The sequence below is a fragment of the Nocardia sp. NPDC047654 genome, from assembly GCF_043205035.1.
Lineage (GTDB): Bacteria > Actinomycetota > Actinomycetes > Mycobacteriales > Mycobacteriaceae > Nocardia.
This window is the reverse complement of record NZ_JBIDDF010000021.1, coordinates 16361-31590: the sequence shown is the minus strand read 5'-3', so window position 1 is coordinate 31590 and position 15230 is coordinate 16361. Positions and strand designations below refer to the sequence as shown.

Sequence of the window (15230 nt, the reverse complement as noted above, 5' to 3'; positions counted from 1 at the left end):
CCGGACTATCGGGTAGTCAGCTGAGGTTCGCTGATCGCGCGCGGCGCTGTCGCGGCGGACACGTCTTCGGCGTCGTGCGCGATCGGTGACCCGTTCGCCGCCACGACCGATGTGACCGGTTCCATCCGCGCCGGGCGATCCATGTCGCCCGCACCGGGCGCGTAGTGCTGGACCACGCCCGCGTCGAGCGGCTCCAGCGCACGGACATTCGATTCGGGGTGCGTCTCGGCAGTCTCCGAGTCGTGCTCCCCATCGGCCTCGCGCGCCGTAACCGCCTCCGCCGCATCATCGGCGAACGACGCCTCTACGCTCTCCCCTGGCACGCCGTGCTCGTCGGCCGTCTCCGCGGTTTCCGCGGCGTTCGGTGCGGGCGCGGCAGCGGCGGGCTGCTCCACCGGTTGCTCGCCGGGCTTGCTGAATCGAATCCGGTTGAGCGTCTGACGCACCGCCGCGGCCAGTCGCGCGTCCAGCACGGCTTCGTCCGCGGTGGCCTCGACAGGCGCTTCCGAACCGCCCTCCGCGACGGGAGACCGTTCGACCGCGGGAAACGGCGTCGTGGCCAGCCACAGCTCCGTGAGTTCCGGAGCGGGAGCGGGCGCTGAGATCTCGGCGGCGGGCTGCCCCGCTGCGACCGGAGAGCCTTGTTCGTGCCGCGTAGCGTCGGGGCGCTGTCCCGCAACAGCCGCGCCCTCTGGAGCCGAGGCAGGCTGTGGCACAGCGGCCGGTTGCTGAACGGGCGCCGCGGGCTCCATGAGAATGCTGGGCAAAATCTGGTTTCCGGCTCCGCCGACCTGAGTGAGCGCCGCCAGTCGTTCCTGGAGATCTTCGTGGTCGGGCACGGCAGCGGTCGCTTGCTCGATCGCGCGGCCGTATCGCTCGGCGACGAGCCGGTGGGTGACGAGCGCGACACCGATCATGATCGGTGCGATCGCGTGGATGCCGATCCCGGCCATGTCACCCGTCCGGAAATACGGGAACGTGTTCAGCGCGATACTCGCCGTCAGCAAGACGCCTTCGACGGTGTAGACCTGCCACAGCCGATCGATCACCCCCCACTCGGCGGTATCCCCGGTGGACAGCATCAGCGCGACGAGTACCGCACTGATCAAGGCTTCCAAGCCGTACGACAGCCAGAACATCGGATTCGTCGCGCCGCCGGTCGGCGCGATGTTCTGCTGCACGGTGACCGCGGAGAACAGCATCGAGAACGCGACCACACCGGCGAGCAGCCCCAGCACCCGTGGCTTGCGCTGGTGCAGGCGAGCGACTTTCGCGTGCGGGCTGCTGCTGTGGCGCTGTTCACCGATCGCCTGCGCGGCCCGCAGCAGATCGGCGGCCTCGCGTTCGGCCAACTCGGCGGCTGTGCGCCGCACGCGCTCCGCGGCATCGGCGGCCGCCTGGATACGCGCCCGCTTCTCGTGGCGTTCGTAGTCGCGCACGAGCTCGGCCAACTCGCGGGAGGCGGCGAGCTCACGCTCCGACAATGCTTCCAGCAGTGCCGGATCGTCCTGGTGGGCCAACCGCTCATGCGCGATCTGCACCCGGTCCGGCAGCGCACCGGCCACCAGGTCATCCACCGGCGGCGCACCCGTGGGCGCGTTGGTCGTGAAACGACGGAACATCAGCAAAGAACCTTTCCGACGATCGAGTGTTCCAGACGCAGCGCGCCATAGCTGCCTCGGCCGTCGACCACTACCGCCGAACCGGACGATCGACCCGGCCCAGACGGAAAAGATAACCCGTCATCGAAATCCGTTCGACCCGACGAGCAAACAGGACCGAATGAAGTACACCGCCGGGCAGCGGGACGAACCGCCCAGCACAGAACTCGGGCCACAACGCGGACCCGCTCTCGGAGTCCGTGCTCAGTAGCCTTTCGGCGAACGGTTCGGATCTGCCTGCTGGACCTTCGCTTGCAGGTCGTGGCCGTCCCGTGAAACACCGTACCGTTCCATGACATAGTTCATGCTGGCGGCGACATCGGCCACCGGGTCGTGAATGTTGCTGGAGGTTCCGGCCACGTGACAGGCCTGGAAGGTGCCGGGGATGGTCTGCGTAAGTCCCCTGGACGCCCGTCCGGCGGCGGCGGATCACATCGGGATGGTAAGGGTTGGCCCGCAATCCGGCCTCGGCCCGCCGCACCGGCCATCGCCTCCTCGGTGCAGCCGGGGGGAACGTCTCCGAAGTTTCTGCCCGACAACCCTCTTCCGCCATCCGGCCTCGAGTCGAGAAACATGAGCCCGCCTTTACACCGGCTGTGCAGACCGTCGCCGCTTATGGCGGAGCGAGCTCACGAGCGGGTGTAGTCCCCGAGATAGTGCCCGGCGAGGATGTCGCCGAGACGGATCGTCTGATCGATGAGACCGGGGATGTCTATCGCGACGGCGCCCGCCCGCCAAGCGCTGGTCAATTCCACGAACCCGCCGACAGCCATCAGGGCCGTGCGATGAAACTCCTCCCTGTCCACCCCGGCACGCAGATAGGGCTCGAGGCCCGTCGCCAGCAAGTCGGCGGCGAGTAGCACCAGATCGTGGCGGCGCCGTTCCAGTATCGCGCTGCCCGCGTGATCACCGAAGAGAACCTGGCTGCGACGGGGATCCTCCGCGAAGCCGAGGACCACCGCCTCGACCGCGCGATGCAGCACCTCCAGCGGCGGCGATTCGCGCCGGTCACCGATCGCGGCGACCAGAGTGGCAGTCGTCTCGTCCCGCACGTGGTCCCAGGCAGCGGCGAGCAGTTCTTCCCGATCGGCGAAACTCTCGCGAAAATACCGATCGTTCAAGCCGGCTCGGGCGCAGACGCTACGCAGGCTGACCGCCGCCCAGCCGCTGTCCGCCCAGACATCGATCGCGGCGTCGATCAATCGTTCGCGGCGGGCTGCCCGGCGCGCCTCGACAGTCCGGCCGCCCCAGGTAGATGGGCTGGTCATGACTCCATCTTGACAAGCACCCGCTCGATGCGCGTCAATTGGTGACGGAACGTCACCAATTTGTGGCGAGCCGGATCGCTTCGAACCTTCGCAGCGCCGCGAAAGGACGCCACATGCACGCCGGAATTCGCCGCAGGCTCCAGGAGTACGCCGCCGACTTGGCGGATCGCTATCCCGCCCGGACGACCGCGCTCGCCGAACCGCCGGCGGGAAGCAACCTGCTCCCGGTGCTGGGAGATTCGGGAGCGCCGTTGATCGGACACTCGCTACGCGTCTACAGCGATCCGATCGCGTGGGGACGCAACGCCTTCGAGAAGTACGGCGAAGTGTCGTGGACGAACCTCTTCGGCCGCCGAGCGGTCAACGTACTCGGCCCGGCAGCGCTGGAAGTCGTTTGGAGCAACAAGGACAAGGTCTTCTCCAGCGAGAAGGGGTGGGAGTACTGGATCGGGCCGTTCTTCCGGCGCGGCATCATGCTGCTGGACTTCGATGAGCACCTGCACCACAGGCGCATCATGCAACAGGCCTTCACCAGGACGCGGCTGATCAGCTACCTCGACCTGATGCGGCCGGGCATCGAGCGGGAACTCGGGTCCTGGCGCCCGGAGCCGGGATTCCTGTTGTACGACAACGTGAAACAGATGTTGCTCAACCTCGCGACCGAGGTCTTCGTGGGTGCGAAGCTCGGGCCGGAGGCCAAGCGGCTGGAGCACGCCTTCGAGCACACCGTGGTCGGCGGGCAGGCGTTGATCCGGGCATCGGTACCCGGCGGCACCTGGTCGCGCGGACTGCACGGCCGAGCGCTGCTCGAGCAGTACTTCCGCGCCCAACTGCCCGCCAAACGCGCCGGCGACGGCTCCGACTTGTTCAGCGTGCTGTGCCACGCCACGAGCGACACCGGGGAGACCTTCACCGACGACGACGTCGTCAACCACATGATCTTCGTTTTGATGGCGGCACACGACACCAGCGCCGTCACGCTGTCCATGCTCACCTACCTGCTCGGTAAGAATCCGCACTGGCAGGAGCGGCTGCGCGCGGAAGCGATCGCGCTGGGCAAGGAGCATCTCGACTACGACGACTTGGAGCGGCTGCCTTCGCTGGACCTGGCATTCAAGGAAACACTGCGGATGTACGCGCCCGCGGGTGTGTTGATGCGTCAGGCGATCGCGGACACCGAAATCCTGGGTCGCTACGTTCCGGCCGGCACCGACATCATCATCGGCGCGTACCCCTCCATGCGATTGGCCCGGTGGTGGCCCCGCCCGGACGAGTTCGATCCGGAGCGCTTCGCCGAGCACCGCCGCGAGGACCGGATTCATCGATATGCCTGGTCGCCGTTCGGCGGCGGCGCGCACAAGTGCATCGGCCTGCATTTCGGGGGCATGACCGTGAAGTCGATCATGCACCGGATGCTGCTGCGGTACGAGTGGAGCGTCCCCGTCGACTACCAGGTGCCGCTCACCTGGGGCACCGGCCCGACACCCGACGACGGCCTCCCGATCAATCTGCGGCCTCGGCACGCGCACATCTCGACGTTCTCGACGGCATCGTGAAGAGTCTCGGCTCGGCCGGAACCGCAATGCGGGTCACGCCCTGCCTGCCTCAGACGGCGTTGGCCGCCTGAGCGTTGTTCCACTCCGTCAGCAGCCCAGCCGCGTATTCGCGTCGGCTGTTGATCGTGGATCCGGAGCTTTTCTCGTAGTACCGGTCGAAGGCCTCCGCCACCGCACGGGGGTCGCCCCTGTTCGAGTCGATGAGGTTTTCGGCCTTCTGGTAGGAGCTTCCGCCGCGCAATTCCTGAACCATGTAATCGATATGGGTTCTCCAGTCACCGATGTTCTCGCCCGGCCGGTTGGCGAACTCCTGCAAGCCCGCGTGGCGCCCGAATCGCCACTGGAACAGGCCGTGGGCCGATCCGCTGTCGCCCGTGGCCCCGACGTTGAACCCCGACTCGAACTTGGCGTTGGCGACGATTCCCGCTGCCTGCGCGGGAGTGAAGCCGTGTTCCTCGATGAGGTAGCGCATGATCGCCATCGCGGTGGGCTTCTCTCCGCTGGGAATGATCGCGGTGCCCATCGAACCGGAGCTGGGGGTCCACGGGGTGCTTCCGTTGTACCCGGAGGTGGGGTACGACACCGGCTGAGCGCCGCCGCTGTTGGTGTTGGTGTTGGCGTTGGTGGGGGTGAAACTCGGCTCGTCGCCGCGAATATTCAGCGCCTCGGCAGCTGCCTTGTCCGAAACGGACCTGACCTGAGTGTATGTCGTGTTCAACGTATCCCAGACACCCTCGAACAGACCGTTGACTATGTCTCTCGGCAGTTCCTTCTGCACGTTGCCGTTCTCGTCCGTCACCGGCTTGCCGTTTTTGTCGGTCACCGTCCGTACGGCGTTGTGAGAAGCATCGATCTTCGCGTTGAGTTCCCCGACCGAGGTATCGATGGCACCGTAGGCCTTCGTCACGACATCGCCGACCCCAGCGGTTTTCACGACGATGCCGTCGTCCTTCCGGTGGATGCCCGAGGTGACCTTCTGCACCTCGTCTTTGTGATCGCTGTATTTGTCGATCATCGTCGACTGATCCTCGGGTTTGACGATTCCCTCATCGCGCAGCAGCTGACGCAGATCAGGAGCCTTGGACGGCGTACCCGAGCCCAGCAGCTCGACCTGGGTTTGAATCATGCCCTCGGCCACCGTGAACAGAGCTTTCAAACCTGCCGGTGCGCAGGCGGGAAGCTCGTGCAGATCACCCAGCCGCTTGGTGCCGTTGGGGCTCATCGGCACCTCGCTCTCATCCAGACAGACAACGCCGACACACCTCGACACGTCGATTATCGAATGTCCCCGGATGTGGGAACGGCTGCCATACCGCGCTGACCGAACCGGCCGGCGCGGCATTCCCGAACACCAACGCAATCTCAGGGATTCACTCGGCGAACGGCAGCGTGTGGCCACACCTTTCACGCGGCGTGCAGAGCCGCGGCCACCTTGCGGGTCATCTCGTTGACGACAGGGCCGGGCTGACCGCTGCGGCTCGTTGCCGCAGCGGCTTCGAGGGCGACCAGCACGGTGGTGCGGAAGTTGTCGGCCTCGGCGCGATCCTGCGCCGACGGTCAACGCCTCTACTTCGGCGACTACGGCCTCGCGCTCTCCTGCGGGTTCGACCTCTCGCCGGAGGAGGCCGCGTTCTTCGACCAGAACCAGAGCTACGACCGCGGCTACACCGCCACCTACCTGGTGAACTGGCTGCTCACTGCCCTGTACGGGCTCCGGCGGGAGGACCGGGAGGCGCGCGCCGCGATGGTGCGCGTCCTCGCCGAGGGCAAGCCGCCGGAGGGCATCGGTGAGAAAATCGCCGCGCTCCTCACCCGGCACGCGCCGATCGCCGCGGCGATGTCCGCGTTCATGCGTGCGTTCCAGCAGGAGAGCCGGAGCACCCCGTATCCGGACGAGGAGATCCGCCGCCTGCTGGGCGGTCAGGCCTCTATGCTCGCTCAGCCCGCGTGACGGACCCCGTCGACTCAGGATGCCTCCCGACCGGCGGTTACAGGGCGAGCATGGCGGCAGCGACCTGGTCGGCCGCGGTGTGTCGCAGAGCGGTACCCATGTCGTCGAGGACGAGCAGTCGCGCCCCGGGGATTTCGGCGGCGAGGACCTCGCCGTTGCCGACCGGGAAGAACGGGTCGGCGCGACCGTGCACCACGAGCGTGGGCACGTCGAGTTCACCGAGCCGGCCCCGCCAGCGTGGCGCGCAATCGATCCGGGAGAACACCATCCCGAGCTGATTCGCCTGGTGCACCGCGGGATCGCTCGACGGTGTCCGGTCCCAGATTCGGGCCGCCGTTTCCCGCGCTTCCTCCCGATCGTTGCCCATCGGCGCGGCCCCCTCGGCGGCGAACGCCGCGACAGCGTCTCGGTCGGTCCAGTCCGGCAGCGGGTGGGAGAATAGCGCGGCCATGACCGCAGGGTCGTGGTCGGGCAGGTCCTCGTCGACTGGACCCGGCGCCACCGGCCGGGTGCCGACGAGGGTCAGTGCGGAGAACATATCCGGGTGGTCCAGCGCGGCGACCTGAGCGACCATCCCGCCGACGCCGACGCCACCGAGATGGGCGGTCCCGGCACGGAGCACCTCGACCAGCGCGGCCGCATCGGCGGCGAGATCCCGCAGGTCGTACGCCGGATTCTCCGGGTCGAGAGTCGTCGACGCGCCGGAGTCGCGCAGGTCGTAGCGAACCACGCGCAGTCCGCCCGACGCGAGCCGCTCGCACAGCGCGTCGGGCCAGGACAACATCGTTGTGCCGCCGACCAGCAGGACCAGCGGATTGTCCGCGCGGCCGAAGCTCTCGATGCCCAGATCCACACCGTTCGCCCGCACCGAGGCCATGCCCGATCGAAACGGTCTCGTCATCACTGACTCCTGTCTGTCGGTATCCCAACCGAATTGACGACAGATTCACTCGAAAGTCATCGGTGTAGCCGGGATTTTGTCCACACTCCCGCAATCGCCCCTTGAACTCGGCGGAAGGGGATGTCCTGGGCGCAGTCGGCGTCGATGGATAGCTTGGTCGAATGGGTGCCGACGATCACGAGCAGCCTCGTACCGCAGCCGCGCTGCGCGCACGACTGCGCCATATCTATTGGATCGGTGGGGGCAGCGGTGCCGGCAAATCGACAATCGCGGGCGATCTCGCCGCCCGGCACGGCTTGCGCGTGTACTCGACCGACGACGCCATGCGCGACCACGCTGCGCGCAGCACACGGGAGAACTCACCTTGGCTGAGCAGATTCGCGGCGATGAGTATGGATGAACGCTGGGTGAACCGGTCGCCGGAGACGATGCTCGACACCTTCCACTGGTACCGGGGCGAAGGATTCCATTTCATCATCGACGACCTGTTGTGTTCATCCTCCGAAACCGGTGTCATCGCCGAGGGCTTCCGACTGTTGCCGCATCTGGTCGCTCCACTGCTCACCGAGCGCAGCCACGGCGTGTGGTTGCTTCCCTCACCCGCGTTCCGCCGGGCAGCGTTCGATAAGCGCGGCTGGGAGATCCCGGGCAAGACCCGTGATCCGGAGCGTGCTGCACGAAACCTGCTCGAACGTGATCGGTTGTTCACCAATCGTCTCCGCACGGAGAGCGCCCGCCTCGAACTTTCCGTCACCGACGTCGACACCGTGTCCGAGGAGGATCTGACCAATAGGGTTGGTCAGGTACTCGGACTCTGAGCCGCTAGTGCCCGAGGCGCATTCGGAACGCGCCACTAGGCGTTGGACATCGGCAGTTGTAGCGGCGAGTCGTGCGCTGAGGTCATTCGGCTTCAGAATGTGAGTCGAGTCGTGAACAGGGTGTTTGACGTGCAGGATTGGATGTCAAGGGGGTCACATTCCGCCGTCGACCAACGTCTGAATGGCCCCTCCCTCTGGTGCAAGAGCTCGTCGAGGCGTCGACTTCTCCGACCGACACACGGGTCGTCAACCCGAACTTCGCAGGCACAGAACACAGCGATCGGAAGCCCCCGGTGCATGCTGCGGCCAAGGCCACCGATCGCAACCCACCAAAACTGGGTCATACGGCCCGATGCATCTGTCCCGAAAGCTCACCCAAGTGCATCGGTGCCCGAGCGCTGTGAACATAAAGTTTGGTGTCGTCCGCAGGAGTTCGACCAGAGAGAGTTCAGGTTCAGCGCCGCCACAGGTAGCACCTTCCAACTACTGCTGGTCGAGGTCACCCAGGGTCCGCGCCGACTGCAGTGCCGCAACAGCCACGTAGCGCTGTCGTTGCACCCACGCACTACCTCGTCCGCTGCTCTGGCGGCGAAGCTCCCCGGGCAACGTCACGTGCCCTCTGCTCAACCCCTCGGCATCAGGGCGGGTGAGGAGGAAGAGTTGGTATTCGTCTTCCGCCCAACCGAGAGCCCGCGCGCCCTTGATGATTTCGGCGATGCGCCTGTCGTCTTCCTTGCCCGAGCCCATTCTTCGGCCGATCTCCTCGGGTGTCCAAACGACAGGGTCGATACGCTCTAGCACCTTTGGTATCTCGCGCTGCAGCGCGGCATCCGCGTAGAACCCGATGTGGCTGATCTGTCGAAAAAATCTGCCCGGTTGACAAACGTAGGCACTGTGCTGCTCATAGAGTGGCCAGGCTTTGCGCGCAGGCACGATAACGGCGATCGATTCAGCCGCCTCTGGGCGCTCATTCAGCAGATCCGGCACCCGGCACAGCCCCGTGACCCACCGCTCCAGATCGGCGTCGATCCAGCGGAGTAGATCCATCGCTTGCTCGAATCGCTCCTCGAGAGGGAGATCGAAGATTGCTTGGTGGTGGGCAATGCGATTGCGCAGATTCTTGAGCGCGAGGACGTTCCTGTGCACAGTGTCGCGCCTGAACTCAACCTTCTGCCTGTTCGGAAACGCGTGGACAAGATGCTTACGAAACAACTGCTCGTACTTCGGCCCGAAGACACTTAGCCAGAGGCCGAACGTCATAGAGGAAAGAACTTTGTCGCGAGTGGCTCCGTCCGCCCTGGCACCGAGGTGTCGGCGTGCCGTTCGGTGGAATTCCAGGTCATGGTCGGTCAGGAATGCCGGATTAGCGAACCACCACCCTTGGGAGAGGTCCACGCGAGCCGACTCCAGTACTTCAAGACGCTGAAGGACTGCGTCGATCGCGTTACGCAGAGCAACCTCGACATGGGAAATCAGCTCGAAGAACGCCGCGGAGATGGCGACGTTCCACTCGTACAGATCGCGCGCAGCATCCGGGTCGTGGTTCGCCGCCACCAAGTACTCGTCGAACCGACGTCGCGTGACCCACGCAGTCAGGTCCGGCATGCTCTCCCCCGATCACGATTGACCGTCGCGTTACACTGGCTCCAGTGCCCCAGATCGGCCTCTGGTCCCTAGCAGATTATGCCGCTGGGGCACTCTTTGTGTGGCGTACGCTTCGACCAACCGCCGACACACCCCCTACACGTTGAACCGGAACTCGACGACGTTCCGCAGTAGAATCACGTCATGTCGATCGTTCCTGTCCGCGCCGCGATCTACCTTCGGGTGAGCCTGGATCAGACCGGCGAAGGGCTCGCCGTCGAGCGCCAGCGCGAGGACTGCGAGGCCATCGCCATGTCCAGGGGATGGACTGTGGTCGAAACGTACACGGACAACAGCATCTCCGCGTACAACAAGGCCAAGAACCGGCCCGCCTACGACCAGATGGTCGAGGACTACAAGGCCGGCCGGTTCAACGCCCTCATCACCTGGGACCTCGACAGACTCACACGCCAGCCTCGCCAGCTCGAGGACTGGATCGATGCCGCTGAAACGCAGGGGCTTCGGCTCGTCACCGCCAATGGTGAAGCTGACCTGCAAACCGATGGTGGCCGGATGTACGCCCGCATCAAGGCGGCGGTCGCACGGGCCGAGATGGAGCGGAAGGGTGCACGACAAAGCCGCGCCCAACGCCAGCGAGCGGCCAAGGGCCGCCCCCCGCGGGGTATTCGCGCCACTGGGTACACACTCGACGGCGAGCTGGTACCGGACGAGGCCGAAGCGGTCCGGGCGGTGTACCAAGCCTTCGCAAATGGATCATCGCTGAAGGCCATAGCGGCTGCACTCTCCGGCGCCGAGCCGACCTTTCGTGCAGTAGGTGACCGAACTATGGTCCAGGATCTTCCAAAGTCGGTTCCGCAGCTGCCAACACGTAGCGGCCGACCATGGAATCCAACATCTGTGATCTCGATACTCCGAAACCCGCGGTACGCGGGCTGGAGCATGCTCGATGGGGAAATCGTTCGCGACGTGACCGGGGCACCGGTGCGCGGCATGTGGGAAGCCATCGTGCCGGACGGGGTCTGGCTTGATGTGCAACGCAGACTGGACGACCCGCGGCGGAAGTCCAATCGCGCCGGTACCGAACGCAAACACCTTGGATCCGGCCTATACCTCTGCGGTATCTGCGACTCGCCCGTCCGAGCGCACGGTCTCCGATACCGCTGCGCAGGCCACATCATGCGAGTTCGAAACATGGTCGACAGCTTCGTGTTGCAGTTCGTTGAACGGAGACTCGCCCAGCCTGACCTCGCAGATCTGCTTATCCAACAGGACGATGACCGGGTCGAAACGCTCGTCCGTGCAGAACAGACAGAACGCGATCGACTCAAACGAGCACGCGCCGATTACAAGGCGGAACTGATCGACGGCGAGCTATTCGCCGAGATCAAGCAAGAGACGGAAGACAAGATCGCAGCTTTGGAAACCGAACGAATCGGCCTCACAGCGGGCACGGCCGCATCCGACATTTTGCGTGCCCCTTCACCGGTCGATGCCTTCGACGAAGCCGACCTCGCCGCCCGCCGAGCGGTGATCGAGTTGTTGTGCGAGGTCCGCTTGTACTCGGCACCGCGCGGGCGGAAGGCATTCGATCCCGAGTCTGTGCACATCATCCCGAAGTAGAACGACGACCTCAGAGACCAATGGATTATGAGATCAAACACTCCGAACGGTGTCCTAACCTCGCAAAACGCCGGTCACTCGTGACCATAGAAGCAAAATACATTGCTGTCGAGCCGGGCGACACTTGATCTTAAGCACCCGGACGCGGCACAGGTTCAATCCAGTATCGCGCACCACCGTCTCACCAGTTCAGAACCGGATTTCACCGGGTCTGATCTTGCTTGTGCCCCATCCGTGCCCAATCCAGCTCGCTCAGCGCCACCATTGACCACCGCCCTGAACGGACGCGACGAGGGAACACACAGTCGCAGGTGATCTCAGTCAAGCCGTTGTCGGTGCACATTCGATCTCAAGGCCCCAGTTCCAACAGGCTCAGCCAGGCGGCTGCAACGCAGGATGTTGGGGACAGCTCTCCGAACCGCAGTGCACACCACGTTTGCGTGATCGACGACGAGAGTTGCGCGGCGACCGACGCTCGGGCCTGCCGAGTCCCGGCTTGAACCCCTGGGTCAACTCCAGGTACTTGTGTCGACGCCGTCGAGCAGGCACTGCACGCGGACCTGACTGGGCCGGACATCCGCGCCAGCCGACAGTTTCGACGCCAGCACCGGTTCGACTGCGCCAACGTCTTCGGGATCGCGACCATGTGGGCACGCTTCTCTGCACTAGCCGGTCGCATCATTTCGCCTACTCAAGGTGACGACCTCTAGGATGTAGCCTGTGGCAGACCCTGCGCAGTTTGATCATGACCGCCTTGGCCATCTTCTCGCCGACCGGCTTCTACAAGTCCCTCGCTTCCAACGACGTTACTCGTGGCAAAACGAACACGTGGCCGAATACTGGTCTGACATTGAGCGCGCTCGTAGTGCGCGAGAGGCTTATTTCATGGGTACAGTGGTACTCGCATCGGATGCTACTGGGGAAACTCGAAAACTGATTATCGATGGGCAGCAGAGAATCACTACAACTGCCCTTCTATTTGTGGCGATCCGAGACCGTTTATATCAGCTGGATCAACCCCGGGCCGCCCAGTCTGTTGAGGATACCCATCTAAGTGACTATGTTCTGACTGAGGAACAGACCGTTCCAAAGCTGGTATTGAACCCCGACGATCATCCGACCTTCACAGCACTCCTCGACGGGCGATCAGACGACCTCCGGTCGAGTCCAATAGTCGATTGTTATATCAGCCTCAAGAACTATGTGGACAATCTAGCGCCAAACAAGTCCGACTATCGACAGCTGATCGATTTGGTCGACTATCTAGACAAAGAAGTACAGGTTCTCCTGGCTGTGGCCACGGGACTACCTGAGGCGTACGTGATCTTCGAGACTCTCAATGACCGAGGAGCGGATCTTACAACTGCAGACCTGCTCAAGAACTACCTCTTTAGCCAAGCTGGGGCGACCGGAATATCGCATGCCGAGAGCGTGTGGACAAGACTGACAGGACGTTTCGATAAGCCGGAGGATTTTGTCAAATTCTTGCGGTACGAGTTCATGTCACGCCGAGGAAGAGTGACCAACCGCGGCCTCTATAAAGCGCTGCAGGCCGACATAGGCCGGGATCCAAACTCTGTGCGCTTCTACTTGGAGAAGCTGGAGAGCGCAATGCAGCAGTACATCGCACTCCGCGAACCGGACGACGTCAGCTGGTCTTCTCAGTCTATCGAGGTGAAGGACTCTCTACTCGCCTTCCGAAGATTCGGATTCGAGGCGAGCACGCCATTGCTGCTGGCCGCGTTTGCGACATGGTCACATAGTGATGCCACGCGCTTCGTCGATGTTGTCGCCAATTGGTCCGTTCGCGCCTGGATGGCAGGCACGCTCGGGGGAGGTGTTGCTGAGACCGCTTTTTGCGACGCAGCAGTGGCTGTTACCGAGAAAAAGGTTAGTAGTGCCGATGACGTGCGCGGCTATATGATGGGATTGGTACCCGATGATGCCACATTCAGAGAGGCATTTACGCGCTACGGAACTATCACAACTACCCGAGCGAAATACTTGTTGGCGCGACTTGAACGCCAACGGTTGATGGAAATGGGAGAATTGGCCGATGCCATGCCCGACTGGAGTAGCAAGAGCGTCACAATTGAGCACATCTTCGCCAAATCAACCAAAAGGACTGCGTTCAAGAACGACGGTGAATACAACCGTTTCTTGGTAATAAGAGATCAACTACAGAACTTCACATTACTCGAACGGACGTTGAACAACGGCCTTGAGGACAGACCCTTTACGGAGAAATCTCTTACATATAAGAGGTCAGCTTTTAAGCTGACGAGAGAAGTCGGCCAGCACAGTCAATGGACTTTTAATGACTCCGCTATTCGCGCAGACATGCTTGCCGATCTAGCAGTTAAGGCATGGCCGCGGTAGCTTCGAAGTTCCGCAGCCGGTGCGACACCGGATCACGGGTGCACCTCGAAACACCCCCACCATGGGGCGCGTTCCTGCACACGGATCGCGCCCTCGGAGCAGTACTGGCTATGTCACATTCGTAGCTCGAGCCAGTATTGTGTGGCGAAGGATCTCTGGATACCGGGAGGCCATCTCCGTCTCAAAGGCGCCCGGGCGGAGCTCCTGAATAGGAGAATGCGACTTTGGATTAACACAAAGCGCGCCGAGCTCTTTGTTCGAAAGTAATCCACGCATCGGCACCCATGTGCGACCGTGATTGGTGGCGTAATGTCTCGACTGCACCACCATGAGCATCCGGCGGCTGAACAATTCGCCACAATATTTGCATCGATACAGCGGTGGGAACTCTCGCAGATGCACTGAGTTGACTGATCGGCATATAGGACAGGCTGACCATCTAAGCTCGTCGCGCTCTAGCACCTGGTCGATTATCGCCGCACCCAAGAGACCGGCTTCGTTTCGAAGTACTATCAGATCACCGACTTTGACATGCCGAGGCATTCGATAGCCCAAAATGCAACCCGCCGACGGTTCGAGCAAATAGTTCACCGCTTGGGCGAATATTAACCACGTCCGCTGCTCCCCCGTTGGAGCGATACTGGGCAATCCAGTTGCCTGGTGACGGCCGGCCGCACGAAGCGCCCAACCCGTGGCTGGTGCATTGAGCAGAATGCGAAAGGCCGGGAGACGAAGGGGAAGGCCTTCGCGCTCCATCTCGTCCAGCTCTGCGTACCATTCGTCACGGTAGCGCCTTCTGTAGTCAGCTGGCAGAAACCGCAACGCCGCACGAATCGACGAGTGGACTAAGTCAGTTTTCCCTGCTTCCACGCGCCAAACTGACTTGCTCGCGAAAGTCACTAACTCAATCCCCATCCCGGTCGTGGTGCGGCAGGTCGCCAGCCAGAGGACGTCGAATCACGCGTCGATGTCAGCCGCTGTTGTCTCTTGGCGACCTCGCTGTACGCCTTGGCGGCACCATCATGGGTGAGGCGGTAGTAGCGGCGCCTCCGTCGACCCTCCGCTGACTCGTCGATGTCCTCCCAATCACTGGTGATCCATCCCGCAGTCTCCAGCCTCGCCAGGATTGGATAGATGCTGCCTGTGGCCAGTCCCGAATCTTCCGAGATCCCTATGCCGTAGTGCTCATCCATTGGCCGGTCCAGCAACGTCTGCAGTACCTGCAGCGTCTGCACCGTGATCCGCACTTTGCCTAGCATACAAGAAACTCTACACTGCCTATTCTGTGTATCTACATAGCCTAGTGAGGCTTCGCTTCCCTCCTTCTCAGGAATCTTGCCGAGCCGTCAGATCGACTGCCTTCCCCGCGCTCCCCCGTCACGCCTGCATAAATCTTCGGATTTGTCATGACTGCGCCCGACGGACGGCACCGGCGCAGCACAACAGGACTGGACACCGCGGTGCGCGGTCG

General features: G+C 63.2%; 12 protein-coding genes. 5 read left to right on the top strand and 7 right to left on the bottom strand.

Translation table 11 applies throughout. The features are described from left to right. Window positions 1-5: 5 nt before the first annotated feature. The 3 genes from ACGF7Y_RS32930 to ACGF7Y_RS32920 form a co-directional block, all read right to left on the bottom strand. On the bottom strand, window positions 6-1622 hold the full coding sequence (locus ACGF7Y_RS32930) for a hypothetical protein (protein ID WP_393240772.1): 1617 nt from the start codon (window positions 1620-1622) through the stop codon (window positions 6-8). A gap of 243 nt (window positions 1623-1865) precedes the next feature. Beyond that, entirely contained in the window at window positions 1866-2021 is a 156-nt protein-coding gene (locus ACGF7Y_RS32925; RefSeq protein WP_393240769.1) for a hypothetical protein, read from the bottom strand. A 269-nt stretch (window positions 2022-2290) separates the two neighbouring features. After that, entirely contained in the window at window positions 2291-2929 is a 639-nt protein-coding gene (locus ACGF7Y_RS32920; protein WP_393240766.1) for a TetR/AcrR family transcriptional regulator, read from the bottom strand. A gap of 113 nt (window positions 2930-3042) precedes the next feature. Here ACGF7Y_RS32920 and ACGF7Y_RS32915 point away from each other — a divergent pair, with 113 nt between their 5' ends. After that, complete coding sequence (locus ACGF7Y_RS32915; protein ID WP_051175521.1) at window positions 3043-4485, top strand: cytochrome P450; 1443 nt, start codon at window positions 3043-3045, stop codon at window positions 4483-4485. Window positions 4486-4534: 49 nt separating this feature from the next. On the opposite strand, the gene ACGF7Y_RS32910 is transcribed toward ACGF7Y_RS32915, so the two are convergent. Next, window positions 4535-5827 carry a phage tail tip lysozyme gene (locus ACGF7Y_RS32910; protein ID WP_393240763.1) on the bottom strand — a complete coding sequence of 431 codons (1293 nt, stop codon included), beginning with the start codon at window positions 5825-5827 and terminating at the stop codon, window positions 4535-4537. A 174-nt stretch (window positions 5828-6001) separates the two neighbouring features. Here ACGF7Y_RS32910 and ACGF7Y_RS32905 point away from each other — a divergent pair, with 174 nt between their 5' ends. Further along, entirely contained in the window at window positions 6002-6436 is a 435-nt protein-coding gene (locus ACGF7Y_RS32905) for a hypothetical protein (protein ID WP_393240761.1), read from the top strand. Between the two features lie 37 nt (window positions 6437-6473). Here ACGF7Y_RS32905 and ACGF7Y_RS32900 read toward each other — a convergent pair whose 3' ends face one another. After that, a complete protein-coding gene (locus ACGF7Y_RS32900; protein WP_393240758.1) occupies window positions 6474-7337 on the bottom strand; it encodes an alpha/beta fold hydrolase in 864 nt (287 codons plus the stop codon). A 161-nt stretch (window positions 7338-7498) separates the two neighbouring features. Between ACGF7Y_RS32900 and ACGF7Y_RS32895 the strand changes: the two genes are divergently transcribed. Then, on the top strand, window positions 7499-8155 hold the full coding sequence (locus ACGF7Y_RS32895; RefSeq protein WP_393240755.1) for a hypothetical protein: 657 nt from the start codon (window positions 7499-7501) through the stop codon (window positions 8153-8155). Between the two features lie 483 nt (window positions 8156-8638). Here ACGF7Y_RS32895 and ACGF7Y_RS32890 read toward each other — a convergent pair whose 3' ends face one another. Next, a complete protein-coding gene (locus tag ACGF7Y_RS32890; RefSeq protein WP_051175523.1) occupies window positions 8639-9760 on the bottom strand; it encodes an Abi family protein in 1122 nt (373 codons plus the stop codon). A gap of 183 nt (window positions 9761-9943) precedes the next feature. Here ACGF7Y_RS32890 and ACGF7Y_RS32885 point away from each other — a divergent pair, with 183 nt between their 5' ends. Next, a complete protein-coding gene (locus ACGF7Y_RS32885; protein ID WP_393240752.1) occupies window positions 9944-11380 on the top strand; it encodes a recombinase family protein in 1437 nt (478 codons plus the stop codon). Between the two features lie 720 nt (window positions 11381-12100). Further along, window positions 12101-13759: a DUF262 domain-containing protein gene (locus ACGF7Y_RS32880; protein WP_393240749.1), complete on the top strand. Its 1659-nt coding sequence runs from the start codon at window positions 12101-12103 to the stop codon at window positions 13757-13759. 899 nt (window positions 13760-14658) lie between these two features. On the opposite strand, the gene ACGF7Y_RS32875 is transcribed toward ACGF7Y_RS32880, so the two are convergent. Further along, window positions 14659-15018, bottom strand: coding sequence for a PadR family transcriptional regulator (locus ACGF7Y_RS32875; protein ID WP_393240746.1), 360 nt, complete (start codon window positions 15016-15018; stop codon window positions 14659-14661). Between the last annotated feature and the right edge of the window lie 212 nt (window positions 15019-15230).